Source organism: Tenacibaculum xiamenense, from assembly GCF_964513065.1.
Lineage (GTDB): Bacteria > Bacteroidota > Bacteroidia > Flavobacteriales > Flavobacteriaceae > Polaribacter > Polaribacter xiamenense.
This window is the reverse complement of the sequence record NZ_CAZEQU010000008.1, coordinates 33,001-59,378: the sequence shown is the minus strand read 5'-3', so window position 1 is coordinate 59,378 and position 26,378 is coordinate 33,001. Positions and strand designations below refer to the sequence as shown.

The window sequence follows — 26,378 nt, the reverse complement described above, 5'->3', positions numbered from 1 at the left end:
TAGTTTTTATTAATGTTTTCTAGTCCAAGTTTCTATTGAAGGTTTGTTGTGTATGAAGGTGGTGACTTCTAAAGTGTCCGTATGCATGACCTTAATTTCATAGTTTCGAGAAGTTGTTTGAGTGGCTCCAGATACTGCATCTATAAAAAGGTGATCATCATACCTTAAATTTTTAATAAAAATATCTTTAGTAGTACCTGTCTCGTGAAGTATGGTCGTTCCATCATTATAGTAGAGAAGTTTACCAATTATATTATGATTAACTTTTTCAAATTTATAGGTAGCTCTATAAAACTTGCTATTAGTTTTCCATATTCCCAAAAGCCTATTATCAAAAGGTTTAGAACAGCTTAAAAAAAAGATGATAACAATAAATAAAGATTGTTTCATGATCAATAATTTAACATTGATGCAAAAATGTAAAGGATGTTAAGAAGTTTTTTTGACCTATGTCAAAATCATATTTTAAGGCTTTGACAAATTTTGATTACTTTAATATTTTGACATAAGTCAAAAGAAAGTGGAATCTTGTTTATCAATTTTGTACAAAATTATTCAAGATGAAAAATTCAACCTTATTGATTAGAAGTTTGTTAGTTATTATTGCTCTAACTGGTTTTGCTCATTTCTTTTATTATAATTATGATTTGAACGGAGAAGATAATCTCATTTCTTTTTTTTCTAAAACCTTGCAATGGGAGAATGTAGAATATTGGTTTTATATACTTAATGATTTGAGTTTGGTTTATATAATTATTCCTTTCTTTTTTATTGAATTGATTCGGCATGCTTTTTTGAGAAGATTAAGCAAAGACTTGATTTTAGATAGTATCGCTAATATCATAACTTTTGGAGGTTTCTTTTTAATAGAAATCATTCTAGGTATTTTGGCAATAACTAAGCTCTATTATTGGATATATAATAATCTTAGTTTACCTCATTTAGATATTAACTGGGCTACAATAATAGCTTGTATATTATTAGCTGACTTTGCTTACTATTGGGAACACAGAACAATGCATCGAATAGGAATAGGTTGGGCTACTCACACTGTACACCATAGTTCACCTCATTTTAATATGTCGGTAGCCTATAGGTTTGGTCCTTTGGATGCTATTTTACCTATCATTTTTTCACTACCAATTGTTATGCTAGGTTTTGACCCAATATTAGTACTTCTATCTGAGGTATTTGTTCAAGTATTTCAAACATTATTACATACTGAAATTATTGGAAAATTAATAAAACCTGTGGAGTTCATTTTTAATACACCGTCACATCATAGAGTTCATCATGGATCTAATCGACAGTATTGGGATAAGAATTATGGAGGAATATTAATAATTTGGGATAGATTTCTAGGAACTTTTGAGCCTGAAAAAGAAAAGGTTGTATATGGAATATCTGAACCATTGAATAGCATAAACCCTATTAAAGTGTTCTTTCATGGTATAACACGATTGAGGGATAAATTGAGTAAGGTATCTGGAATAGGTAATAAATTACGAGTATTTATAAAACCACCTGATTGGATGCCAAAGGATAAATCCAAGAATGATAATCTAGAATAAATTTAGATGAATTTGTTTGATATTTTAATATTCTTATAAATATAAAATGAACATTATTGCTAATGGCTATGTAATAAGATTGTTTTTTTATTGATTTCAGAATTATTTATAAAGAAGTAATTAAAGTTTAAATACTTTTCAATGGGTAAAGGGAATGTTTGTAATTAAATTTAAGATGAACAGTAATGGAAATTATCCTTTTAAAGAACAAATAGATTAGGAGAAATTGTATTAAAAAATTGCTTTAAAGGCGCGGTCAAAGTATTTTTGCACTATAATTTAGTTATCTCTTGTTAGAGTTGACAATAAAAACAAAAAGTATCCCTAAACTTTAAAATATTAAATGAGTAAGCAAATTTTAGTATCTATTCTTTTTTTTATTTTTTCCCTTCAAGTTTTCTCTCAAAAGTCGATAGAAGAATTAACTCAGCAGTTAAAAAGTACTTCTGATAAAGAAGTTCGATTTAAAATTTTAGAAAAATTAACTAATAAAACCACGAACGAAAATTCTGACAGAAAAGTTGTTTTCTTAAAAGAGTATCTGTTGTTGGCTAAACACTTTGAAGAATATGATTTATTAGCTCAGAAGTCACGCTTTTTAATTGAAAATTTTACCAGTTTAGGTCAACTAGATTCAACGAAGTATTATGTCGATAAAATGTTGAGCTATCAACAATATTTTAAGGATGCTACAACTGAAGCTCATTTATTACTCAAAAGAGCTAGTTACTATTATAATACGGATCAATACCAAAAAGCACTTATAGATTATAAGCGCTCTGGAGATATATTTATTGAGGAAAATAAAGGGGTTATTAATGCAGCTGATGCAAGACTTTTTGCAGCTCAAGTATATAATGATTTAAATGACTTTTTAAATGCAGTTACTTATTATGAAGAAGCATATAAGCTGTACGATAAATTAGAAGATAATTTTTATAAAAACTTCACATTATCGGAATTAGCTAGCATTTATGCGAAAAATGGTTTTCATCAAAAAGCCATCACTGAGCGTGAAAGAAATTTGGCTAACGCGAAGGAAACGAAGGATTACCAAGCTTTGTATTATGCGTATGGTAATTTGGCGAGGATAAATTTTAAAGTTCAAAAATATGATAAAGTTAGAAAGTATATTGATTCAACATTATTGTATACGGATAGTATAAAGAATAAACAGCAGCATATATTATCAGAGCTTTTTTTGGCAAGTTTAAATGTAGACTATTATTTAAAACAAGATAATATAACAGAAGCCGAAAAATACTTAGAAAAAACGGAAAAATTAGCAAAAGAAACGAGTGCTCCTGATTTTTTTCAAAGAATGAATTATGAGTACCAAGCAAAAGTATACACCCAAAAGAAAGATTATGTTAAAGCTGAAAGTGCATTAAAAAAGGTATTAGCTTTGAAAGGGGTAGAAGGGCAAGGTGAAAAAGTTAAAAGGGCAGAAAAGGAAATAGCAAAAGTATATGGTGCGACACAACGATATAAAAAAGCATACGAACATTTAAGCGCCTATTTACAATTAGAAGAAGCCAGCAATAAAATAATAAAAGATAATACGTTTTTATATTACCAAGCAAAGTTTGAGACAGATCGAAAAGATCAAGAAATATTTAAGAAGAAAACTGAAATTGAGCTATTAGAAAAAGATAAAGAAATTGAAAAATACAAAAGTAGAGTTACAGTAGCTATTTCACTTATTGTTGTTTTAATATTATTTATGGTTTTTTATGTGCTTTGGAGACGAGCAAAAAGAAAACGAAAAGCTTTAGCAAGAGAGATAGTAGATTTAAATACAGAAGTTACTACAAAAAAAGAAGAAGTTAACGAACTCCTTACAGAAACGCTAACCCATCTCCGAACTAAAGAAAAACTGGCTGATAATTTGAATAAGTTATCTCAGGAAAAAGAAGGTGTTACACTTAAGAGTATTATAGCCGATTTAAAGGCAGATAAATTAGAAGATTCAAAAATTTTGGTGTTGAGGAAAAATATCGAAACTCTAAATTATGAATTTTTGAAAAAAATAAAAGAGCTTCATCCCAATCTTACAAAAACGGATATTGAGGTTTGTTCTTTTATAAAAATTGGATTTTCGAGAACAGAAATAGCAACACTCCGACAGACTAGTATTGAGGCTATTAAATCGACAAGATATCGATTGAAAAAGAAGCTAAATCTTACAGCGAACGATTCTTTGGATGATTATATTCGTTCACTTTAAAGGTTGTTAGTTATAGATATTGTTCTAATTTTTTCAATATATTAATTGATAGTAATTCTTCTTAAAAGAAGAGTTTTTTATGTCTTATTTGAGTAAAGTTTATAAATTGAAAGCGTGACTTCCTTTAGTATTCATAATTCCTTTAATTTTGTACTAGTTAATTATTTCTAAGAGTTTATGCGAAGAATTATTTACTTTTTTTTAGTTTTTATATCCTTAAAATCTTTTTCTCAGGAAACCGATTCGTTATTATTAAAAATAAAAAAAGAGATTGCTAACTCAAAAAATGATTCCATTAAAATAGTTAATTATCTATGGTTAAATAAATATTATCATGCACGCGATTTAAAAAAGGCTGATTCTCTTTTAACTGAGATTTTAACGATGTTAGACACAGTTAAGTTTGATACTAGAAAACATCGTGGTCAAATATTTGAAAGACGAGGAATTATTTCTCGAATAAGATCCGATTACCCAGAGTCTCTGAAGAATTATAATAAAGCTAAATCTCTATATGAGGAAATAAAAGACACGAATAAAATTATAAATGTTAATATCAACATTGGTAATTTATATGACTATCAATATGACTATAGTGAGGGAGCCAAGTATTTTAAAAAGGCTATTGAGATAAATAAAAAACCTTTCAAAAAACAACTAGGAATAAGTTATAGATTGCTTTCTGGTAATTTTGACTTCAGAGAGATGAAAGATTCTGCTTTTTATTATTTAAAAAAGGCAAGAATTATTTTTAAAGATATAGGTGCTGATTTCGAGTATTTTGCATCTAATATTACATTTGTTAGATTTTCATTGGAAGATTTTGATCCCAAATTTTACTCAAAAAATTTGGATGGTAAATCGATATTGGATGTTTCAGCTCAAAAATATTCTTTGAATGATTTAGTAAAAATGGCCAGAAAAACCACAAACTATTTTAAAAAAGAAGAGCATAAACATTATTTAAGTGAATGCTATTATGACTTAACAAAGCTTTATTTTATGCTCAATAGGTTTTCGTTAGCAAAAACCTATGCAGATTCAACAATTCAGGTAGCTCATCGAGTTGAAAAGAAGCATCTAGAATCAATGACGTATAAATTGAGGGCACAGATAAATGAGAAATCGGGTAAACTTTATAAAGCTTTAGATGATTTTAAGGTATATGATAAAATGCAGAATGAAATTTATACCGAAAATAAAACTAGGGAAGTATTGGAGTTGGAATTTGCTAATAAAAAGACGAAGGACAGTATCCTTTTTGTTAAGCAAAAGGAAATATTTGTTTTAGAAAAAGATAAGGCATTAGCTCAAAATAAATTTATTCTTCTTTTAAGTCTTGTTGGGGTGTTTATTGCATTTTTTGTTATTAGGAATATAAGACTAAAATGGTTAAAAGAACGTAGAGAAGGGAAGAGGTTTAAGCAGCAGTTAAAACAAAGCGATAATGAGATTTTTGCTTTAAATACTGATAAGCAAAAATTGACAGAGGAAGTAAATGAACTCCTTACAGAAACTTTAACACATCTTCGAACTAAAGAAAAATTGGCTGATAATTTGAATAAATTATCTCAAGAAAAAGAAGGTGTTACACTAACTAGTATTATCGCTGATTTAAAAGCAGATAAACTGGAAGATTCTAAAATTTTGGTATTGAGAAGAAATATCGAAACTCTAAACTATGAGTTTTTGAAAAAAATTAAAGAACTTCATCCGAACCTTACAAAAACAGATATAGAGGTTTGTTCTTTTATAAAAATTGGATTTTCAAGATCTGAAATAGCCAGACTAAGACAAACCAGTATTGAGGCTATTAAATCTACAAGATATCGATTAAAAAAGAAGCTAAATCTTACAGCGAACGATTCTTTAGACGAATACATTCGTACACTTTAGAACTTTTTAACTCAATTATATCCTTGCTCATTTTCGACAAGGGTGCAAAAAGTGTAAATATAAACCTTTGATAATTAGGTTTTTTAGGTGTTTGCACCCCTTTTTGCACCCTATGATTTCTTTTGAAAAGGTAAGGAACTGAATATTTTTGCCACGTCTTTTAATCTAATAATGAAGAACTGACATGGTAAAAAAACACTATCTACTTTTTTGTTTCATTGCAATACTTTCAATAAAAACAAAAGCGCAATACATTTCAATTCAAATTATAAATTTTGATACTACATTAAATGTTCTTTGGGATCATGTCATTTTAAGTAATGAGCAAAAACAAAACATAGAAATCAATAGTATTCAACTATCTAATCAATTAAAATAATTTTTATTCAACATAACACATCAAAGACATTATGAAAATAAAATTACTTTGTATTACAATTTTGGTTTTTATGTCAGCATATAGCCAAGATTCCTGTTCACTTAATGAAACACTTTTTTCAGGAACAGTTACAACTGCTGCTGTAGGAGGTACGAAACTTAAGGCTAGTGATGCAACTTCAAATCATAGATTTGGAGAACGCGTTGCGATAGACGGTAATGTTGCAGCAGTGTCTTCACGAAGTAATGCTGAAGCAGCAGGGAAAGTTTACATTTTTACGAACGATGGATCAGGGAATTGGACACAGCAAACAATAATAACTGCTAATGATGGTTTTGCTGGTGATAATTTTGGATCGGATGTAGCTCTAGAAGGAAATTACTTGGTAGTAGGAGCACGTTCTCAATTAGATAAGAATGATGTAGATACTGGAGCAGCCTATTTATTTGAATACAATGGCATAAGTGCATGGACTCAGGTAACACGTTTTGAGCCTAGTGATGGTACAACAGACAATCGTTTTGGAACTTCGGTTGCTATTGAAGGTGATTTAATCCTTATTGGGGCTCGAAAGGGATGTACAGGAGGATGTGCATATTTGTTTGAAAATGATGGTACAAATACATTTACATATACAGAAACAAAGTTAGAGCCGCAAGTACAGTCGGGATATGATGGTGCTCGATTTGGTGAAACAGTAGTTCTAGAAGATGGCCGTGCTTATGTTGGTGGACCTTACGATTACTCTTCTGTTGGTAGAGCTTCAGCAGGGTCAGTACAAGTATGGGATCAAGCAAATGATGGTACTTGGTCACGTACACATAGATTAAGAGGAACAGAAACTTCGGAATCATTCGGTTGGGAAATGGATGTAGAAGGAGATTACTTAGCGATTGGAGCTATGAATTTTGAATTATCAAGTACGCCAGAGGCAGATCAAGGTAGGGTTTATGTATATAAAGCCGATAGCAATGGAGATTATTTGGAGGAGAATCGAGTAATGATTCAAAATGATGACAAAGATAGTTTTATGGATCAACGCTTTGGAAGTGCGGTAGCTTTAGAAGATGGATTTCTATATGTAGGGACTTGGGGTGCTGGTAATACCAATGGAGATGCCGTTTATATTTTTAAAGATGACGGAACTAACAATTGGACCCAAATAGCGAAGATAACAACAGGTTCGGGTTGGGATGAATTTTCTAACAAAGCTGTAGTTGTTTCTTATCCTAACTTATTGATAGGACAAAATGAAGATGATAGTCCTTCAAATTCAGGAGCTGTACATTTTATTCCATTAGCAAGCACTGTTACGCCAACTGCATCTATAACTGAAGTAAGAGGAACATTCATTAATCAAAATAATGGAAGTATAAAAGTGAATTTTGATGATGAAGCAACGCGATCTGAAATCAAATTCAGTATTGATGGCGGAACTACGTATCCCTATGTGTTTAATGATGATGCTCTTACAGGAGAGATTACAAATCTAGGGATAGGCTCTTACAATTTAAAAGCGACATTCAATAACGGTTCATGTGTTTTAAATTTAGGTAACGTTAGCGTGAATCAAGTATCCTATACAGCAATCCCTGATGCTGCTTTTGAAGCTGCTTTGGAATCTTTGGGATATGATGATATTTCTGGAGATGGTCAAGTGCCAACTTCCTTAATTGAATCGCTTACCATATTAAACATTAGTAGTAAAGGAATAACAGATTTAACAGGGATAGAAGATTTTACTGCATTAACAGATTTAAACTGTGAAAATAATACACTTACTTCTTTAGATGTAAGTATGAATACCAATCTTCAAAATTTAATTTTCAATGAAAACGATGTCGCTAGTTTGGTTCTTGGAGCGAATACAAACTTAGCGTCTGTTGAAGGAAAATATAATCAATTAAACTCTATTGATATAACACAAAATACAGGGTTAACATTTCTGAACATTAGAAATAATCTTATTACAAGTATTGATGTTTCTAATAATACTTTGCTTCAAACATTGAATATACGTGAGTGTGCCAACGTAACCGATTTGAATGTATCAAACAATGTTAACCTTAAGTATTTGTACTTACAAGATGTATCCTTAACGAATTTAGACGTTTCTCAGAATACATTGTTAGAAGTAATCGCTTTAGAACGAAATAACCTTTCTAGTATTGATGTGTCAAACAACTTAGCACTAAGACAGCTTAGAGTTGCTGATAATAATTTAACCAGATTAGATGCTTCTGGTAATCCAGTATTAACTCGAGTTTCTTGTGAAAATAACAATCTGTCATATTTAAATGTTCAGAATGGAAACAATACAATAATATCCAATGGTGATTTTAATGCAACTGGAAATACTTTATTAAGCTGTATTAAAGTGGACGATGCCTCTTGGAGTAATTCTAATTGGACAAATATTGATTCAGGTGTAACATTTTTCAATACAGGGTTTTGTCGATACACATCTATTCCTGATTCAAACTTCGAAGCTAGTCTATACAATTTAGGTTATGATGATGTTTCGGGTGATGGGAGAGTACCTACCGACAATATTGAAAATGTAACTTCTTTAGATTTAAGAAGTGATGCCATTGCTGATTTAACAGGTATTGAAGATTTTATCTCATTAACATTCTTAAATCTTAAGAATAATAATTTAACGTCTATAAACTTAAGCAATAATGCAGAATTAGAAACTCTAGGAGTTAGTGAGAATAGTTTAACAGCTATTGATCTTTCTAAAAATTTAAAACTAGCATCTTTAGATATTGGAGCTAATCCAATTACATCGCTAGACGTTTCGAATAATACAGCCTTAACTAGGTTAGAAGCTCCCGTAACAGATATCACTTCCATTGATGTAAGTAAATTAACACAACTTAGTTTCTTGGAATTATTTCAAACGGATATTACCTCTTTAGATTTAAGTAACAATTTGGCTTTAGGAAAAGTAATTCTTTATAAAACTAAGCTGACCGCTCTTGACGTATCATTAAATACGGAATTGACACAGTTACGTATTGATAATACGAATATTGCTTCAATTGATTTATCTACAAATACAAAGCTCGATGAAGTTAGAGTAAATGGTTCTTTGATTACCTCAATAGATTTGACAAATCAATCTGCTTTAACTCAGTTTTATGGGCAAACAGGAGTTTTAGAATATATTAATATCAGAAATGGTAATAATTCCAACATAACCAATTTTGATGTTAGAAATAATGATGATTTAACTTGTATAACTGTTGATGATGCAACCTATAGTACAACTAACTGGACAAATATTGGAACATCAACAAATTTTATAGAAGGTCTTTATTGTGATTATACTGATATTCCTGATGCAAACTTTGAATCACAATTAGAGTCTTTGGGGTATGATGATATCCCTGGTGATGGTAAAGTTCCTACAAGGTTAATTAAAGAGGTAAGCTCGTTAACCATAAATAACAAATCAATAACCGATTTCACGGGTATAGAAGACTTTGTTGGGTTAACATATTTAGATGTTGGAAATAACAAAGCAACGAGTATTGATATTTCTAATTTGGTGTTACTTGAGTTTGTAAGACTAGATGGAATGTCGCTAACGTCAATTGATTTAACGAACAACACCGCTCTTGTCGATTTACGTTGTTCGTTTAACTCAGGGATTACAAGTATTGACTTATCTAAGAATACTTTGCTTGAAACGGCACATATAGGAAATAATAGTATTGCTAATATCGATATAAGTAGTAATACGTTGTTATATGATTTACGTCTTTCTGGTAACAACTTAACAACAATCAGCTTAACAAATAATACTGCGTTACAAACACTAATAGTAAGTAATAACCCTATATCAAATTTAGATTTATCAACAAATACAGCGCTTACATCTTTATATGCAAGTAGTTGTGGTTTAACAACGGTAACCAATATAAATTCAACGGTTTTACAATATTTATATCTTCAAAAGAATACACTCACAAGTATTGACTTTTCGAAAAGTGCTGCTAGCATAGAAGCTATTTATCTTTTTGAAAACAGTTTAACCGATATTGATGTTTCAGGAGCAATTAATTTGAAAAAAATATCTATTTATGATAATAACTTGATCGATCTAAATTTATCGGAGGCAACAGGTTTGGAAGAAGTATATGCTTCGGATAACGATTTATCTAATTTCAATTTAAAAAATGGAAATAATACAGCAATTCATGAGTTTCATGCTGATAACAATCCTTCTTTAACTTGTATTTTAGTTGATGATGCTTCGTTAAGTACTACTAGATGGTCTAGCGATATAGATAATAAAGCTAGTTTCAGCGATACTTACTGCCGTTATACAGCGATTCCAGATTCAATATTTGAAACAAGATTGGAATCTTTAGGATATGATGATATTTCTGGAGATGGACAAGTTCCAACTGTATTAATTGAAACGGTAACATCATTAACTGTAAATGATCTTGGAATTAACGAATTAACGGGAATAGAAGATTTTACAGCTCTAGTTACATTAAATGCCAGAGGTAACAATTTTACTACGTTAGATATGAGTCAGAACCTTCTATTGGAACACTTATATATCAATAGCAATAACTTGTCTTCAATAGATGTTTCTACTAATGTTTTGTTAAGAAATTTAAATATTGGTTCTAATAGTATTACCTCGCTTGATCTATCTAAAAATCCTGACCTTAGAGATCTTTGGGTACAAGGAAATGGAGGGTTAACTTCTTTAGATCTTAGTAATAATCTTGAATTAAGAGAATTGTATACATACAGCTCTGGTGTATCAACATTAGACTTAAGTATTCATGCAGAATTTAGAATACTTTCTGCTTATAGAACACCTCTAGCATCGATAGATCTTTCGAATAATCCTGAATTAAGGTCGCTACGTGTTGACGAAACTAATGTTACATTATTAGATTTAACTAACAACACAAAACTTGAAACATTACGTGTGAATGATACAGGTATTTCAAGTTTAGATTTAAGTAGTCAAAGTGCTTTAGAAAAACTTTGGGCACACGATACTAGTTTAAGTTACTTAAATGTTAAAAACGGAAATAATACTAATGTAATTACATTTGAGATAGAAAACAATCCTTCTTTAACTTGTGTTTTGGTTGATGATGCTGCATATAGCACAACAAACTGGACCAATAAAGATAGCACGACAAATTTCGGTGTTAACTATTGCGATTATACTAGTATTCCTGATCCCAATTTTGAGGCGGCCTTAGAAGCTTTAGGATATGATGATATCTCAGGTGATGGACAGGTTCCAACAGATTTAATAGAGGTAGTTACTAGCTTAAATGTAGGTAGTAAAAATATTACTGATTTAACGGGTATCGAAGATTTTAAAGTATTGGAGGTATTAAGAGTAAACGCAAACCAATTAACTTCTATAGATTTAAGTAATAATGCAGCTTTAAAAACGTTTGCAGCAGATTCAAATTTCTTGAAAAGTTTGAATGTTAATGGTCTTGTGAACTTAACAAGTATTAACGTTTATGGCAATCTTATTGAAAGTATAGATGTTAGCACAAATACCGCGTTAACGAGTTTAGACATTTTTCAGAATAAATTAACGAGTATAGATGTATCTGCTAATACAAATCTTGAACGCTTATTTTGTAACAGTAATGATATAACAAGTATAGATGTTAGTGCAAATAGTAAGTTAAAATCACTTGTTTGTAAAGACAACGACTTAGTTTATTTGAATGTAAAAAATGGAAACAATAGCAATTTCACTGAATTTGATGCAGTAAACAATGCTGAATTAACATGTATTACTGTTGATGATGTTGCTTATAGTACTACAAATTGGACAAACATAGATAGTCAATCGAATTTCAATGAAAACAGATGTGATCAAGTTCAAGTGTCTTTAAAAGTTTATTTACAAGGAGCCTACATAAATCCAAATATAGGAGAAGAAGCTTTAATGCGAGATGATTTAAGAATTGGTGGTGGTATTTATGGAGGCACATCTCCATATGCAGATGGAGCAATGGTTTCTGAATCTATAAAAACAGATGATGCAGGAATTGATTCTATGGTAGACTGGGTTTGGGTAGAGTTGAGAGATGCTAACGATCCAAGTATAGTAATAGCAGGAAAGTCTGGAGTGCTTCAACGCGATGGTGACATTGTAGATGTTACAGACGATAGAATTTCACCGCTTTCTTTTCAAACAACTCCTGGTAATTACTATATCGTAGTCAAGCATAGAAATCACTTAAGTATTATGACTTCAACGGCGATTGATTTATCAGATATTTCTACGAATGTTGATTTAACATCTGATGTTTCAAATGTTACCGGAGGAATAAATTCAGTTACCGATTTGGGGAATGGAATATTTGCAATGATTTCAGGAGACTATGACGAAAATGGACAAATTCAGAATATTGATACGAATTCCATTATTCAAAAACTAGGTGTTTCAGGATATAATAATGCCGATTTAGATATGAACGGTCAGGTACAAAATGCCGATATCAACAATTTATTAAATCCGAATGTTGGTAAAGGCGAGCAGTTTTAATATTAAAAGTAGTGTTCAAAGTTGTTTTGTCACCTCGAGCACAGTCGAGAGGTTATTTTTGGTAGGTTAATTACTAAAAATTACTACTGGGCTCGATAAGACAATCCTTTTAAATAATGTAGAAATAACATTTTTATAAGTAAAATAGTAGAAGGGGGCATAAAAACACCTCTGTAATACTAGTAAAATAAGGTTTTTTGTTTTTTGCACCCCTTTTTGCACCCTATGATTTCTTTTTAGAATCTTTAAAATGAAATAGTATTGCACCGTTGTTTTGCCAGAGTGTTTAAAACTAAAAAATGAGAGAATACTCATGAATTTTTGAAATCTAGCGAGCAACAATTTTAAAAACATAAAGAATAAAAACGTAAATAAATTTTCCCTAAACATGAAACTTAAAAAAGATTTAAAAAATAATTTTAGCTCGAATGGTGTGAAGAGATTGAGTGCATTTTTATGCTTATTTCTTTTTTCATTAATTGCTTATTCACAAACTCCAGAAGGATTTAATTACCAGTCGGTAGTAAGAAATGCTTCAGGAGAAGTATTATCAAGCACCAATGTAGGTGTACAGTTTAAACTACATGAGGCAACAGCAGACGGAACAGTGGTTTATACAGAAACTCACACAGCTACTACAAATGCATATGGAGTGTTTAATTTAGTAGTAGGTCAAGGTACTACAGGAGATACTTTTTCAACGATAGATTGGTCATCTAATAATCATTTTTTAGAAGTAAGTATCGATACTGCAGGAGGAACAACTTACGTGAGTATGGGGACTACACAGTTGTTAAGTGTGCCTTATGCATTACAAGCGAAGTATGTAGAGAATGGAGATAATTTAGGAAATCACACATTAACTGAAAACATAAAAACTGATGGAAAATGGATTTCAAATGATGGTGATGATGAAGGACTTTTGGTAAATTCTGGAGGAAGAGTAACTACATCACACAAATTATTCTTAGGTAGTAATATTAATCTAGATACGCATTGGATTAATGGAGATGGAACAGATAATAAAGGTATCCAATTTGATGCAAGCGGGAATGTAAATTTAGGTGGAAATATAAAGTTAAATGACAACTGGTTGTCTAATGATGGAGATAACGAAGGAATTAAGATATTAGATAATGGTACTATTGAACTTACTGGTAACATAAAATTAGGAGACAATTGGATTAACAACGATGGGGGAGATGAAGGTATTGCGATTAAAACTGATGGTAGTGTTGGAATTGGAGAATCAAATCCTCAAACAAGTTTAGATGTTGTAGATAATGCTGTTATAGGAAATATCGCGGTAGGTTCGCAGAGTACTACTCAGAGTGCTTCTAACCAAAAAGATGAAGGTTACATGACTACACCATGGATATATACCTCTGCAATACAGGCACCAGGAGAGCGTGATAGCTCACCAACAATGATTGCTGTTGGAGGAGATAATAATTTTGGTAAATCAGATGAAATCCATTTTGTTACTAATGGAGCATCTCAAGTTGAAGTATCAAATAACCTATTAAGTGTTTCTGGAGACATTAAAACAACAGGTAGTTTAGAGTTTGATGGTATAATAACCACTACTTCTACAGAAAATCAGGTTTTTGGTACTTATGATAATACTAGTAATCTTTCAAATCTTGAAAGTAGAAATGTGGTTATTGGATACCAAGCCGCAGAAGGAGCTCAATCTGGAGATAGTAATGTTGTTATTGGATACTTTGCTGGTTATAATTTAAACGGAGATTCTAATGTATTGATTGGAACAGCAGCAGGAGCAGGTGGTACATTTTCTAATCAGTTACATATTCGGGATTTAATTTATGGAGAGTTTGACAACGATTTATTACAAGTAAAAGGACAATTAAAAGTTGATGAAAACATCGCTACCGATGGAAATGTAATTATTGACGAAGATGGTGATGATCTTAGAGCAGCTGGTGCGGCGAATAATGTAGAAATTATTTCTGTAATCGTCGATACTGATGGATCATTAAATTCCAATGTTACTAACTCATCAGGTATTACGACATCCTTAAGCGGTAGCACATATACCGTAAATTACTCTAATCACTTTTCGGGTATTCCTTCTGTGACTATAACATGCGTAGCTTCAAGTTCTAACACTAGGGCGGCACAAATAACTTCTCTGGCGCAAGGAAAAGTTGAATACATGGTTAGAAGCTCAGGGGGTGATAATAAAACCGATGCTATAACTGTTTTGCAAATTATAGGAAAAAGAAAGTAAGAATATGAAATGAGCCATAACAAGTCCTCATATTCATTGAGATGCTTATTGGCGAATTACATCTGACTAATTAAAAAACAATAAAAATAAACAGATGAAAAGGTATACACTTATAATATTCTTATTTCTTGGAAATTTCATGTTTTCTCAAACACTAGAACGTTCAGTAATTGGTTCAAGTGGGAAAACGTTGAGTAATGCTAATGGAAGCCTAAATTTTACTGTTGGTGAATTGGTGACAGCAACTGCTTCAAACAATGGAGTAATTTTAGCTCAAGGGTTTCATCAAGAAGAAATTAAATTAAAGATAAAACTTTCTCCAGTGGTATTTCTTCAAGGTCCTTTAGTTACTTCTGGAACAGCCATTATGGATGACAGTTTAAGAAGTAGTGATTTAATTCCAACTACAAGCCCTTATGCTGATGGAATTACTTGTGAGTCTTCAGTATTCAACGTTTCAGGGAGTGATGCCATCGTTGATTGGGTTTGGGTAACACTACGTGATAAAAATGATTACAAAATAATACTTTCAAGTCAATCTGCATTATTGCAGGCAGATGGAGATATCGTTGATACGGATGGAACATCTGAGTTAGCTATAGATTTACCTATTGATAGTTATTATATAGCAGTAAATCATAGAAATCATTTAGGAATACTGAGTGCGACTACATATGCTCTGAATACAACGGGAGTAACAACGGTAAACTTGAGTAATTCATTGTCTTCAATACATGGTACGGCAAATTCAGTTATTGATATGGGCAATGGAATTTATGCCATGATTTCTGGAGATTTTGATGAAAATGGACAAATTCAAAATACAGATGCGAATTCTGTTATCCAATTATTAGGTGTTTCAGGATATTATAAGGCAGATGTTAATATGAACGGTCAAGTTCAAAATTCAGATGTTAACAACCTTGTAAAACCAAACATTGGTAAAGGAGAACAGTTTTAAAAGGAATTAATTCAGAGAATAATAACAATAAGATTTTAAAAAAGATTACACAAAAATATAGTTTTAAGGAAACAGGTATGAAATTATTAAAGCGTAGAAAATTTAAAGTTAGAAAGGAAACCAAAAAGTTTGCCTATTTACCAATTATCTATCATGGAGATTTTTTCTGGTTATCAAGTGTTAGAATTGAAAAATCATATAACGGAATGTCTATGAAAATAATCAACATTCAAAAAGCTTAATTTAAAACCCCATTTAAATGATGAAAAAATTACTTTACATTTTTATAGCTCTGTTTAGTACACAGCTATTTTCACAAAACATTAGTTTTTCTTTTGTAAATGCAAGAAACACTTCAGATGGAACTAATGATTTTTATGAGGCAGATATCTATATTGCTTCGGACAGCGATGTTATCATTGGATCAGGTCAAATTTATTTAAATTATAATACCGAGGCATTCGGAGAGAATGTTCATACTAGTGGTAACTTTGAAATGTTACAACCAAGTGGTTCTATTTTGGCAACTAACTTTTTTGGTGGAACTGTAAATGCATATAATTCATTTGTAGTAAATGATAATTCAACTTCAAGAGTTTCTACTTCTTTTCAGCAATTAGCAAGTAGTGGAACAATAGGAATGCCAGTTGTAAATAGCACAGCACTTCATTTGTTTAGTATTAAAATTAAATATATTGATGTAAACAAAGAGCCTAATATTACTTTTGAAACAGGCGGTGTATTTTTAGATCAGTTTTATACAGCTTGTGGACCAACAACAGCGGTTGCTTTTGGAACAGCAGACTGTACGAATGAACCGGGAACGCAAATAACAGGTGACACGTATGACTCTTCTGGAGCATCATTACCTACAGGGGTAAATTGGACGGGTAATTCGAGTGCTTTTTGGGCAGTAGCATCAAACTGGGGTGATAGCGTTGTTCCAGATGCTACAAAAAACGTAACCATTCCTAATGTAGCTAATGATCCTATTTTGAACAGCGGTAGTTACGAAGTAAATGATTTAACTCTAAATGCAGATGCTAACTTAACTATTGATAGTAATGGGAACTTAAAAGTAAAAGGGAATTTAACCAATAATGGTTTAATTTCTTTAGAAGCTGATGAAAGCAATGGAGGTGTTTTTATTTCTGAAGGAGTAACTTCTGGACAAGTTACCTTTCAAAAAGATGGTTTGTTAGCGAATCAATGGACCATTATTTCTGTGCCAGTTAATGGACAAAGTATTAAAGAATTTGCTGAAAATCCAGCGAATGATATTCGTGTAAACACATCAGTTACTCCAAATAGATATGCAATAGCATGTTATGATGACAGTAATGCTAGTGGAGCAAAGTGGGTGTATTATACTGAAAACGATTTAAGTACCAATACACTTACTTTTGAACCAGGAAAGGGATATGCTATTTCGAGAGCTACAGATGGTAGCGTTACATTTACGGGTACTATTGATAATGCTGACGTAACTCAAAGTGTTAATGAAAGTGAGTGGAATGCTATAGGTAATCCATATACGGCGTATGTTCCTTTAAATGATATCTCCGGAGAAAACTTTATAGCTAAAAACTCGGCTAAATTCGATCCTTCTTTTGTTGCTGCCTATACTTGGGATAGAACACAAAATAAGTACGTAGCAAATACATTACTCGACTCAGAAGTAAAGTTAGTCCCAGGTCAAGGATTTTTCGTGAGAACAACAAGTGGAGTTACCGATGTTATATTCAATGAAAATCAAAGAGGAGAAGCTGTTTCTGGAGGTGCATCAGGTAGAAGTAGAAATAGCAATAATGAAGTGAAAATTGAGCTTAATGCCTTAGCTAACGGAACAAATGTAACCACAAAAATTTTATATAATGAAACGGCAACTACAGGATTGGATGCAGGTTATGATATAGGAAATTTTGACGGTGCATCATTCGACATTTTTTCAAAGTTAGTTGAAGGTGAATCGGAACATAATTTTACAATTCAATCGTTACCAATAAATAATTTTGAAGAAATAGTTGTTCCAATAGGTTTAGTAGTTGAAAATGGGACTGAAGTAGTGTTCTCTATGAACTCGACGCAAGTACCATCAGAAACTGCAATTTATCTTGAAGATAAAGTAAAGAATACCTTAACTGATTTAACAAACTCAACTTATACGGTAACTATTGAAGAAACAGGGAGTGAAGAAGGAAGGTTTTATTTGCACACTTCATCAGAAGTATTAAGTACAGATGATGCTTATTTAATCGATGAAAATATTAGCATTTTAAATTCTGGTAAAAAGGAAATAACAGTGAAAGGAAATACTTCTCACGCTGAAATAAAGATATTTTCATTAATAGGAAAGGAAGTTTTGAGCACTGAAGCAGAAGGAAATACCACAACAAATGTTCAGTTGAATCATTTATCAACGGGTGTTTACATTGTAAATGTTACATCTGATACATTTAATATTAGTAGAAAAATAATTTTAGAATAAAAAGCATTGAAATCATGGATAATAAAGAGAATAAAATAACAAGAAAAGAGGCTATAAAGAAAATTGGTGATTACGGAAAATATACAGCATTAACGGCAATAGGAACGTATTTAATGTTGAATCCGAAAAAAGCACAAGCAACATCACCTGAAGCTCCAGGAGAGGGGTTTTAAAATTTAAGGTAAGGGAATTATTTAAGGGCGAAGGTCAGTTCATTTATATGGACTGGCCTTCTTTTTATATGTTATTAGTAATAGTAAATATGTTGTTTCTTGGTTTCGACTTGATATATTCATTTAATATCTTAGAATTTCTCAAACTTACGAAGCAGATACTTTAAATAATAAGAAATAATAAGCTTCCTTTTTTATTCATCGTAGCACAGAATCATTGTTTTGGAGTAATCTTCATAAAGAAATTCTAAATCCTTAATATTAATTATATAGTTCTCAAATCCATTTTTCATTATAGCTTGCGTAGAGTTATATTTATCTAAAGAAATTATTTTAGTTTGTAAACTTTGTAAAGCCTTTGAAACTATAATGTTAGAACTTGATAATTCTGTTAATTTCGTTAAATTCTCAATTGATTTTTTTACTATTTTCTCATCTACAAAAATCGAAAATTTCTCATAATAAGATTTCAATATAATAGTTCCAAGTTCATCTATATCATTAAAGTTTTCTATGAGTTGTTTAACAAAAATATTTAGATATTTGACAGAGGATAATAAACCTATTATATCTTCTATTAATTTAAGTTCTACTATAATTTTATTCCAAAAACGAACTTTTTCTTTTTCAAATATTTCTACATTATAATCATCAGGGAAACTGAACAATTCAAAATAATTAGTGAAAGTATAACCCGAAAATAATTTCTCCTTTATTGAATCAATTTGAGAAATTGAAAGCTGATAGAACTTATCGTTTAAAGCATTTCCTTTTATTAAAGGGATAATTAATATATTTTCAAAATTCAACTTACAAATGAGGCGTTTTAACGATGTGTAATGCATATCACTAAATATATTAACTATAGCTTCGAAACATTTCCCTAATGCATCAGAAAATGTCTCAAAATCAATATTTAAGAAAATATAAATATTTTTATTTTCATTATCTGTTATCAGAGTATTGTAGTAATCTGTTCCTAAAAATACTTCTTGGAGTTCTTTAATGATGCGCATTTGAAAGTCTGATTTGGTCTTTTCGAATTGCAAAGAAGCAGATTTTATAATGCTTGGCTGATGTCTATATTTCGAATAAATAAAAGCTTTCCAAATACTTATCAAGGATAAAGTAATATTGGTCTCTTTATTATAAATATTATTAATTTCTTTTGAGTTAACATATTTACTGAATTTATCATCAAATTCTTTTTGAAAATCAATTAAATGAATAAAAGAATCAAATAATACTACTTCTGATAAATTTCTAAGATTGTCATTTTCAATTTCGTCTTCCTTTCCTAAGAGTCTTTTGACTGTATTAGCAGTCTCATTAAAACCATGATTAATAAAATTTCTTACGCTTGTGAAATAATCTCTTCTTAGTTTAATAAAGTTCTTGTACTTTGCCAAAGAATAGGCTATTTGTGTATTATTTACTTCTAAACGGGTACTATCTCCATGATAACACCACTTATCAGCAATTAAAGAGGGTAACATTTGGTAATCTACATCATAAACTTTTTCTTTAATTATGTTTTCATTATCTTCTAAAAATTTAATGCCTTTAATTTGATTTTTAAAATATTTGGATAGTCCATTTCGAAATTCAATTAAAGCACTAAGATGTTGTTTTCTAATTGAAACAGTTTCTTCAATATACTCATTCCAAGTATTAGGTCTTTTAGTATAATCAAATAGGTGTATTATTAACCCATTTAATCTTGTAATAAAGCTAATAGGTAAATTTTTAATAGGAATATCTTTACTTGTTGGATCATATCCCGTATCTGTTCCAATAGCATTATAACCCACCCCATTAATCTTAAATTTATTTCTATCAGGGAATGCTTTTCTAAGTAGTTCAACAATAGTCATAGTTCTATCGTGAAACATATTTGGAGATTCAGAAGGTAATGTTAAATCATTTGAATCATCAAGTTCAGGCGCAAAAGATTTATGATTTGATTTCTTATTATTTGTTGTTTCATCCGTAATGTCAAAAAAATATTTCAACTCAAAGTTTATACCGTCATCTCTAAAAAAAGGTACTAAATATTCTGTTCTAAAATGTTTTAGAAATGATAACTCTAAATGAGTCTTTTCATCTTCTTTTTCTTTAAAATAGTCAAATGATTTTAGACCTAATAAGAATACAGCCTTTGACTCTAGTTCATTTTTAGTATTAACAAAGAAATTTGATATGGACTCAATATTGATGTTTATTTTAATGTTCTTTTTTTTCAAATAGCCTAACCAAAATAGAAACTCACCGGTACTTTTATAATCAGTATCATCCTTTAACTCAAATGGAATATCTATGAGTTTGTTTAACCAACGATTACAATACTTAAAGACTTCCTTTTTGTCAGAAAGTTGGGATGTTAACTTTTCTATTAACTTTCTCTTTTCTTTAGCATTAGCGTCATTCTTATGAATTGTCTCGAACAAATCTAATATAGAGTCGTCTGTTCTCATATCTGAGAAATCAATGACTATAAAAATCCACCAAGCACTTTTGAAATGTTTATAGGCTTCATCAAAAATATTGTAATTATCTTTTATTGTATAATCATAAGTCCCTTTCCACAAAAGAGCATTAAATATGTTTATAAAGCCGTTTGGGTGTTTAATTTTTGTTTTAAATAGAGATTGAAGTAAAGAGTCCACGTCATACCCCACATCAAAACTGTTTAGTAAAAATTTATGTAAGTCTTTTTCATTAACAATAGGCACCGAATAATCAATGTAATCGTTAATCTGTAAATAATCGTTTTCAAAGAAAAGAATCTCACACAACAGTTTTGAACGAATAGGATGTAGACCAGTTAAATACCTTTTATCGTCTGCAAATTTTAATAGATATTCTTTTTCTAAAAGTTTGACAAATGAATTAGATAGACCTTTATTAATCTTAAGGAAGTCAATTAACTTTAAATAGTCGATTTTAGAATTAAAGGCATCAGATAAACAAACAAATCTTAAAATCTCTAGTTCTTCAACCTTCTTTTCTTTCTCTAATCTTCCTATTTGGTTTTGTAGTCTATTTTTTAACTTATCCCCCTGATTAATAAAGTAAACATATTCTAATAACATTCCTTTATTACCAAATTGTAGCCACGATTCTTCAAAGTCAGTGAATTTTAAATCTAGCTTATATTGGGAAAGTGAATCATATATTATTTTGGCTTCATTTTTATTAAAATTGAGTTCAATATCTTCAAAATCAAAATCTTCTCCTAAAGAGGTTCTATTCCAATCTTCCTGTCTTATTGTAATTAGAAATTTTAAGTTTTTCTTACTATTTAACTCTTTTAATATATTGCTCCAATTACTGTTTTGTGGAGATATGTCAATGTATAAGGTTATTGGAAACTTTAACCCTTTACAAAGTGAATCTAAGCTATTAATAAGTTCAAATGTATCATTTAAATTGTTTGATAGTTTTAATTCATAAGTGGCATAATTATCGGAAAAATCATTTAAATAACGATACGCTAATGTACTTTTGCCTTGCCCAGATGCTCCATGTATAAAAACAATACTTTTCTTTTCAAATGCCTTACTAATTAGATTTAATTTTTCTTCCCTTTTGACATCGAAGTTAGCAAGAATATGTTCATACTTCACGGATACACCATAGTAAAAACCTTTCTGCAAATCTTCTAGATCTAGTTCGTTTAGTGATTTAGTTTTAAAGGGAATTATAGTATTTCCAAATTGATTGTAAATAGCATTTTGCTCACTAATGTATTTACCTATCCTATCTAGATCATCAATTAAGTTTATAGTAGTTATTGGTGTTTGATTTTCTCCAGCTTTATAAATCCAGAACAATAATAGTTCTAGTCCAATGTTAGGGTTTGAAAAAATACATATAGACTTTAAATATTTAAATATTTTATCTTTTAATTCTATTTCTGAAACAATTTCAGGCTCAGAATAGTTATTTAGTATTTTTTCAACTTTCTGTTGTGTAAATCCTTTTTTTAATAGTTTTTTCTTTAACCTAATTTTATCAGTTAAATCATTACTTATATTACCAAATGATACGATTTTAATTTTTGCTTTGGGATTAATATTAATTAACCTAATACTTCTTTTAAAAAAAGAGTCTTTAGAGGAAAACATATCGGAAAAGCTCAGAGTAGCTCCCTTATTTTTTATTTGAATCGACTCAATGTAATCATTGGATTCATTTAAAATATCTAAATCTTCATAGTTGCCTTCTACTTTAAAAATATAATTTTTATTATAGTCTTTCAAGATCCTATATAAAGAGTATAAAAATTGTGTGCGGTAACCCTTTAATGCTGAAATTGCGCTCATAGTAATGATATAATTAAGGTCAATTTACCGATAATCCTATTCATAGAGTAATGTTTTTATCAACAGTTTTTAACATTATTTGTTTAAAATTTAAGGGGGTTGAAAATCTATAAATTTTGTAAACTTCTCTTTAAAAAATAGAAACAAGCAAAGATTGGAGGTAAGAAGTGAATACGACTTAACGAGAATTTTGTGAAGTTCGAATGAGATAAGGTTATTTATCTCATTTACTCCAAGAAAATATTTAAGTTCTAATTTTGAATAAATACACTTTAAATAAAGTCTAATTTTTTTTATGAAGATAAAATAATACTCCTCCAACAATACTCAGTAAAAACGTAGGAGTGAAAACTTTCAAGCTTACGTTTTTTGCTTTACAAGTAAACTCTGAAAAATCAATTATACTTTTAGGGTTTGGTGGTTTGCAATCAGATTCAAAATAAACAAATAAGCTAATAAGGCAGGTAAAAATTACAAGTCCCCATAATAACAACAAGTTTCTATATATAAAATTCATTTTTAAAAAGGTTTTAGTATTAAGTATTCAAATGAAATATTCATAAAATTATCCTCTGGAGTATACTTCAATTTGGTGACTGGAAGTTGTGCCCAATCTATCCAATCTCTATCAATTAAGTTAGAGTTTTGTTTTATTCCATGGAAAGAGAAATAAATCATTAAGCTCGGATATTCTCTCCATATTTCTCTTAAATACTGTATAAAATATAAGGTGTCTTGAGAATTTAATACACCTCTATAGGGTTCAACATATAAAAAGTTACCAGATATAAGGCCGTCTTCTGTATTATAACTTTCATTTAAAATCTTCCTGTAAAGGATCTCAGTACCATTGACAAATGGTAGTATGGCATTTCGGCAACATGAACGAAGATAATCATCTATATAAATAAATTTCAAATCACTATATTTTGGTAGGTCAAATTTAAAAGTAATAAAAGCATGTTCAGGTATATTGTATTCGTGCTTTAACTGCTTTTTATCATGATCATTAATACCATCCAATGGATGAGGAAAATAAGAGTGATAACATTGTTTTTCGGCTTTTATTAATTCTGACCAATTACCAAAATGCCAACAATTAGCTAAAATATTTAATGCCTTATTATGACTAATAGTTAGTTCTTTCTTTAATCGTTTTGCTTTAGATTTAATTCTATGCGACCAAAAGGAATTATAACCAAAATCTTCGGTGTTTTTTGAGAGAGAAAAATTCATAATTATTTATATTAAAAAAAAGCAATAGCACACCCACAAGCCAGTACCATTATTAATATAAAGTACCTATGAAATAATAAATGATTGTGGAAAAATCTTTGCCTAAAAGTGAGTGTGGCTAGCATCAACCATAATGCTTGCCCTAATATATAAAAAAGTTTTTAATCTATTATAAAAGAATATAAACTTTGTTTTCTGGACTAAAGTGATAAATGATTTTCTAGAACTAATATAAACAAAAGAGATGTAAAAGTGAGGTTTTAAAAAGTATTCTATCTTTAGTTTTAAGAGTTAAAGCAAAAATTATCTGTATTAACAATAATTAATAGTTTCTGAAACTTTAAAGTATTTATTATTCCTGGTGTTGTGTATGTTATTTCCTTACTTCCCAATACAAAAGTTCCCAAAAATATGACCTAAAATGTCCTTATCTACATCATATTCACCAGTAATATTCCCTAAATGACGTAAACATTCGCGAATATCAATAGCAAATAAATCGGAAGAAATATCTAATTCAATTCCGTTTTTAACCGATTCAATACTTTCCAAGGCTAAAGTTAGGGCTTCAAAATGACGAGAGTTTGTGACAATGGTTTCATTATTACTCAAAGCTCCCGTATTTACTAAGGATGTTAACTCACTTAATAAGCTATCAATACCATTTTTTTGTTTCGCAGAAAGCAAGATAATATCATTTACTTTAGAAGTTAAATCGGTCTTTTGAACTTCATTGATAGTATCAATTTTATTAACAATAGTTAATACTCGTTTTTCTGGGAAACGTTCTTTCGTTTGATTGATTTCGGCTAAAAAAGAAGTAGAACTATCAATAAACTTCTGCGCATTAATTAAGAAAATTATTAATTGAGCGTTTTCTGCCTTTTCATAAGCTTTTTGGATACCAATATTTTCTACTACATCTTCCGTTTCTCTAATACCTGCCGTATCGATAAAACGGAAAGCAACTCCATTAATAATAACTTCATCTTCGATAGCATCACGAGTCGTCCCAGCAATATCTGATACAATTGCTTTTTCTTCGTTAAGTAAAGCATTTAAAAGAGTCGATTTACCAACATTAGGCTCTCCAATAATAGCTACGGGAATTCCATTTTTCATGGCGTTACCAAAAGCAAAAGATTCAATCAATCTTTTTAATACAGAAGAAATAGTTGCTACTAACTCTTTAAATCGAGTTCTATCGGCAAATTCAACATCTTCACCAGAAAAGTCGAGCTCCAATTCAATTAAAGCAGCAAAATCTAATAGTTGTGCACGTAGTTCTTTTAATTTATTGGTAATACCTCCTCGCATCTGCTGAATAGCAATTTGATGAGAGGCAGCAGAATTAGAGGCAATTACATCGGCAACGGCTTCTGCTTGACTTAAATCCATTTTTCCATTTAAAAAGGCACGCATGGTAAACTCACCATTATCAGCCATTCTGCATCCATTTTGCAAAAACAATTGGATAATTTCTTGTTGAATAAAACTTGATCCATGACATGAAATTTCAACTACATTTTCTCCTGTGTATGAATGTGGATTTTTAAAAATAGATACTAATACCTGATCAATTACTTGATTGTTATATACAATATGTCCCAAATGAAGTGTATGCGACTTTTGTTCCAATAACGACTTATCGTGCTTTACAGATTTAAAAAAATCATTAGCTATGGAAATAGCATTCTCTCCAGATAATCGAATTACAGCAATTGCTCCTACACCAGCAGGAGTTGCCAAAGCAACTATGGTATCATTTTGTATCATGTTGCAAATATACATAGTAGGGAAGCATCCAACAAGTATCTAGAGGATTGAAAACTTCTCTCAAAAAATGTTAAAATCTTAAGTTTTGACTACGAAAACTGAATAGTTTGTAACAAAAAGGATGTTTAAGCGTCTATTTAGTATAACCAACACACGAAAGAGTAGATGAAGAGAAATAGTCAATTATTAGCAATTACCCATTTAAGTCAATTATTAGATTTTGTAACAGGAATCGGAGGACTCATAGTTCCTTTAATTATTTGGGCAGTAAAAAAAGATGAAATAGAAGATATGGATGAACATGGACGTTCTATTATCAATTTTAGAATTACCATGTTTTTATACTTACTAATATGTATTCCGTTGGTAATATTGTTTGGTTTAGGATTTTTAGGAATGCTTGTTATTGGAGTGTTCTATCTAATATATCCAATTATTAATGCCGTAAAAGCTAGCAATAATGAAGAGCCAAGTTATCCATTTACAATAAAGTTTATCTAGAAACAGAAATAATAATTATTTAAATAAAAAAATCGCCAACT

General features: G+C 30.3%; 14 protein-coding genes. 10 read left to right on the top strand and 4 right to left on the bottom strand.

Annotated elements, in window-relative coordinates; genetic code table 11:
- Positions 1–9: 9 nt before the first annotated feature.
- Positions 10–390: a hypothetical protein gene (locus ACKTTV_RS01880; RefSeq protein ID WP_408029109.1), complete on the bottom strand. Its 381-nt coding sequence runs from the start codon at positions 388–390 to the stop codon at positions 10–12.
- Between the two features lie 170 nt (positions 391–560).
- Between ACKTTV_RS01880 and ACKTTV_RS01875 the strand changes: the two genes are divergently transcribed.
- The 9 genes from ACKTTV_RS01875 to ACKTTV_RS01835 all read left to right on the top strand — a co-directional run bounded on the left by ACKTTV_RS01875 (position 561) and on the right by ACKTTV_RS01835 (position 18,499).
- Positions 561–1,571 carry a sterol desaturase family protein gene (locus ACKTTV_RS01875; protein WP_408029108.1) on the top strand — a complete coding sequence of 337 codons (1,011 nt, stop codon included), beginning with the start codon at positions 561–563 and terminating at the stop codon, positions 1,569–1,571.
- 343 nt (positions 1,572–1,914) lie between these two features.
- Entirely contained in the window at positions 1,915–3,798 is a 1,884-nt protein-coding gene (locus ACKTTV_RS01870) for a tetratricopeptide repeat protein (RefSeq protein ID WP_408029107.1), read from the top strand.
- Between the two features lie 177 nt (positions 3,799–3,975).
- On the top strand, positions 3,976–5,694 hold the full coding sequence (locus tag ACKTTV_RS01865) for a hypothetical protein (protein ID WP_408029106.1): 1,719 nt from the start codon (positions 3,976–3,978) through the stop codon (positions 5,692–5,694).
- A gap of 410 nt (positions 5,695–6,104) precedes the next feature.
- A complete protein-coding gene (locus ACKTTV_RS01860) occupies positions 6,105–12,626 on the top strand; it encodes a hypothetical protein (protein ID WP_408029105.1) in 6,522 nt (2,173 codons plus the stop codon).
- A gap of 388 nt (positions 12,627–13,014) precedes the next feature.
- The gene (locus ACKTTV_RS01855; protein ID WP_408029104.1) at positions 13,015–14,877 is read left to right on the top strand and encodes an autotransporter outer membrane beta-barrel domain-containing protein; all 1,863 of its coding nucleotides are present in this window, start codon (positions 13,015–13,017) and stop codon (positions 14,875–14,877) included.
- A gap of 94 nt (positions 14,878–14,971) precedes the next feature.
- On the top strand, positions 14,972–15,838 hold the full coding sequence (locus ACKTTV_RS01850) for a hypothetical protein (RefSeq protein ID WP_408029103.1): 867 nt from the start codon (positions 14,972–14,974) through the stop codon (positions 15,836–15,838).
- A 77-nt stretch (positions 15,839–15,915) separates the two neighbouring features.
- Complete coding sequence (locus ACKTTV_RS01845; protein ID WP_408029102.1) at positions 15,916–16,080, top strand: hypothetical protein; 165 nt, start codon at positions 15,916–15,918, stop codon at positions 16,078–16,080.
- Positions 16,081–16,097: 17 nt separating this feature from the next.
- Positions 16,098–18,326 (top strand): T9SS type A sorting domain-containing protein, encoded by a 2,229-nt coding sequence (locus ACKTTV_RS01840; RefSeq protein WP_408029101.1) that lies wholly within the window; start codon positions 16,098–16,100, stop codon positions 18,324–18,326.
- Between the two features lie 14 nt (positions 18,327–18,340).
- Entirely contained in the window at positions 18,341–18,499 is a 159-nt protein-coding gene (locus ACKTTV_RS01835; RefSeq protein ID WP_408029100.1) for a hypothetical protein, read from the top strand.
- A 194-nt stretch (positions 18,500–18,693) separates the two neighbouring features.
- Here ACKTTV_RS01835 and ACKTTV_RS01830 read toward each other — a convergent pair whose 3' ends face one another.
- The 3 genes from ACKTTV_RS01830 to mnmE all read right to left on the bottom strand — a co-directional run bounded on the left by ACKTTV_RS01830 (position 18,694) and on the right by mnmE (position 25,836).
- Positions 18,694–22,824: a P-loop NTPase gene (locus ACKTTV_RS01830; RefSeq protein WP_408029099.1), complete on the bottom strand. Its 4,131-nt coding sequence runs from the start codon at positions 22,822–22,824 to the stop codon at positions 18,694–18,696.
- Positions 22,825–23,343: 519 nt separating this feature from the next.
- Positions 23,344–24,060 (bottom strand): hypothetical protein, encoded by a 717-nt coding sequence (locus ACKTTV_RS01825; RefSeq protein WP_408029098.1) that lies wholly within the window; start codon positions 24,058–24,060, stop codon positions 23,344–23,346.
- A gap of 381 nt (positions 24,061–24,441) precedes the next feature.
- Positions 24,442–25,836 (bottom strand): tRNA uridine-5-carboxymethylaminomethyl(34) synthesis GTPase MnmE, encoded by a 1,395-nt coding sequence (gene mnmE, locus ACKTTV_RS01820; RefSeq protein ID WP_408029097.1) that lies wholly within the window; start codon positions 25,834–25,836, stop codon positions 24,442–24,444.
- A gap of 165 nt (positions 25,837–26,001) precedes the next feature.
- Here mnmE and ACKTTV_RS01815 point away from each other — a divergent pair, with 165 nt between their 5' ends.
- Positions 26,002–26,337, top strand: coding sequence for a DUF4870 domain-containing protein (locus ACKTTV_RS01815; RefSeq protein WP_408029096.1), 336 nt, complete (start codon positions 26,002–26,004; stop codon positions 26,335–26,337).
- The last annotated feature ends 41 nt before the right edge of the window (positions 26,338–26,378 follow it).

Excerpts from the sequence above, each read along its gene's own strand:
- ACKTTV_RS01880 (WP_408029109.1), bottom strand. The coding sequence starts at position 390 with ATGAAACAATCTTTATTTATTGTTATCATCTTTTTTTTAAGCTGTTCT.
- ACKTTV_RS01875 (WP_408029108.1), top strand. The coding sequence starts at position 561 with ATGAAAAATTCAACCTTATTGATTAGAAGTTTGTTAGTTATTATTGCT.
- ACKTTV_RS01870 (WP_408029107.1), top strand. The coding sequence starts at position 1,915 with ATGAGTAAGCAAATTTTAGTATCTATTCTTTTTTTTATTTTTTCCCTT.
- ACKTTV_RS01865 (WP_408029106.1), top strand. The coding sequence starts at position 3,976 with ATGCGAAGAATTATTTACTTTTTTTTAGTTTTTATATCCTTAAAATCT.
- ACKTTV_RS01860 (WP_408029105.1), top strand. The coding sequence starts at position 6,105 with ATGAAAATAAAATTACTTTGTATTACAATTTTGGTTTTTATGTCAGCA.
- ACKTTV_RS01855 (WP_408029104.1), top strand. The coding sequence starts at position 13,015 with ATGAAACTTAAAAAAGATTTAAAAAATAATTTTAGCTCGAATGGTGTG.
- ACKTTV_RS01850 (WP_408029103.1), top strand. The coding sequence starts at position 14,972 with ATGAAAAGGTATACACTTATAATATTCTTATTTCTTGGAAATTTCATG.
- ACKTTV_RS01845 (WP_408029102.1), top strand. The coding sequence starts at position 15,916 with ATGAAATTATTAAAGCGTAGAAAATTTAAAGTTAGAAAGGAAACCAAA.
- ACKTTV_RS01840 (WP_408029101.1), top strand. The coding sequence starts at position 16,098 with ATGATGAAAAAATTACTTTACATTTTTATAGCTCTGTTTAGTACACAG.
- ACKTTV_RS01835 (WP_408029100.1), top strand. The coding sequence starts at position 18,341 with ATGGATAATAAAGAGAATAAAATAACAAGAAAAGAGGCTATAAAGAAA.
- ACKTTV_RS01830 (WP_408029099.1), bottom strand. The coding sequence starts at position 22,824 with ATGAGCGCAATTTCAGCATTAAAGGGTTACCGCACACAATTTTTATAC.
- ACKTTV_RS01825 (WP_408029098.1), bottom strand. The coding sequence starts at position 24,060 with ATGAATTTTTCTCTCTCAAAAAACACCGAAGATTTTGGTTATAATTCC.
- mnmE (WP_408029097.1), bottom strand. The coding sequence starts at position 25,836 with ATGATACAAAATGATACCATAGTTGCTTTGGCAACTCCTGCTGGTGTA.
- ACKTTV_RS01815 (WP_408029096.1), top strand. The coding sequence starts at position 26,002 with ATGAAGAGAAATAGTCAATTATTAGCAATTACCCATTTAAGTCAATTA.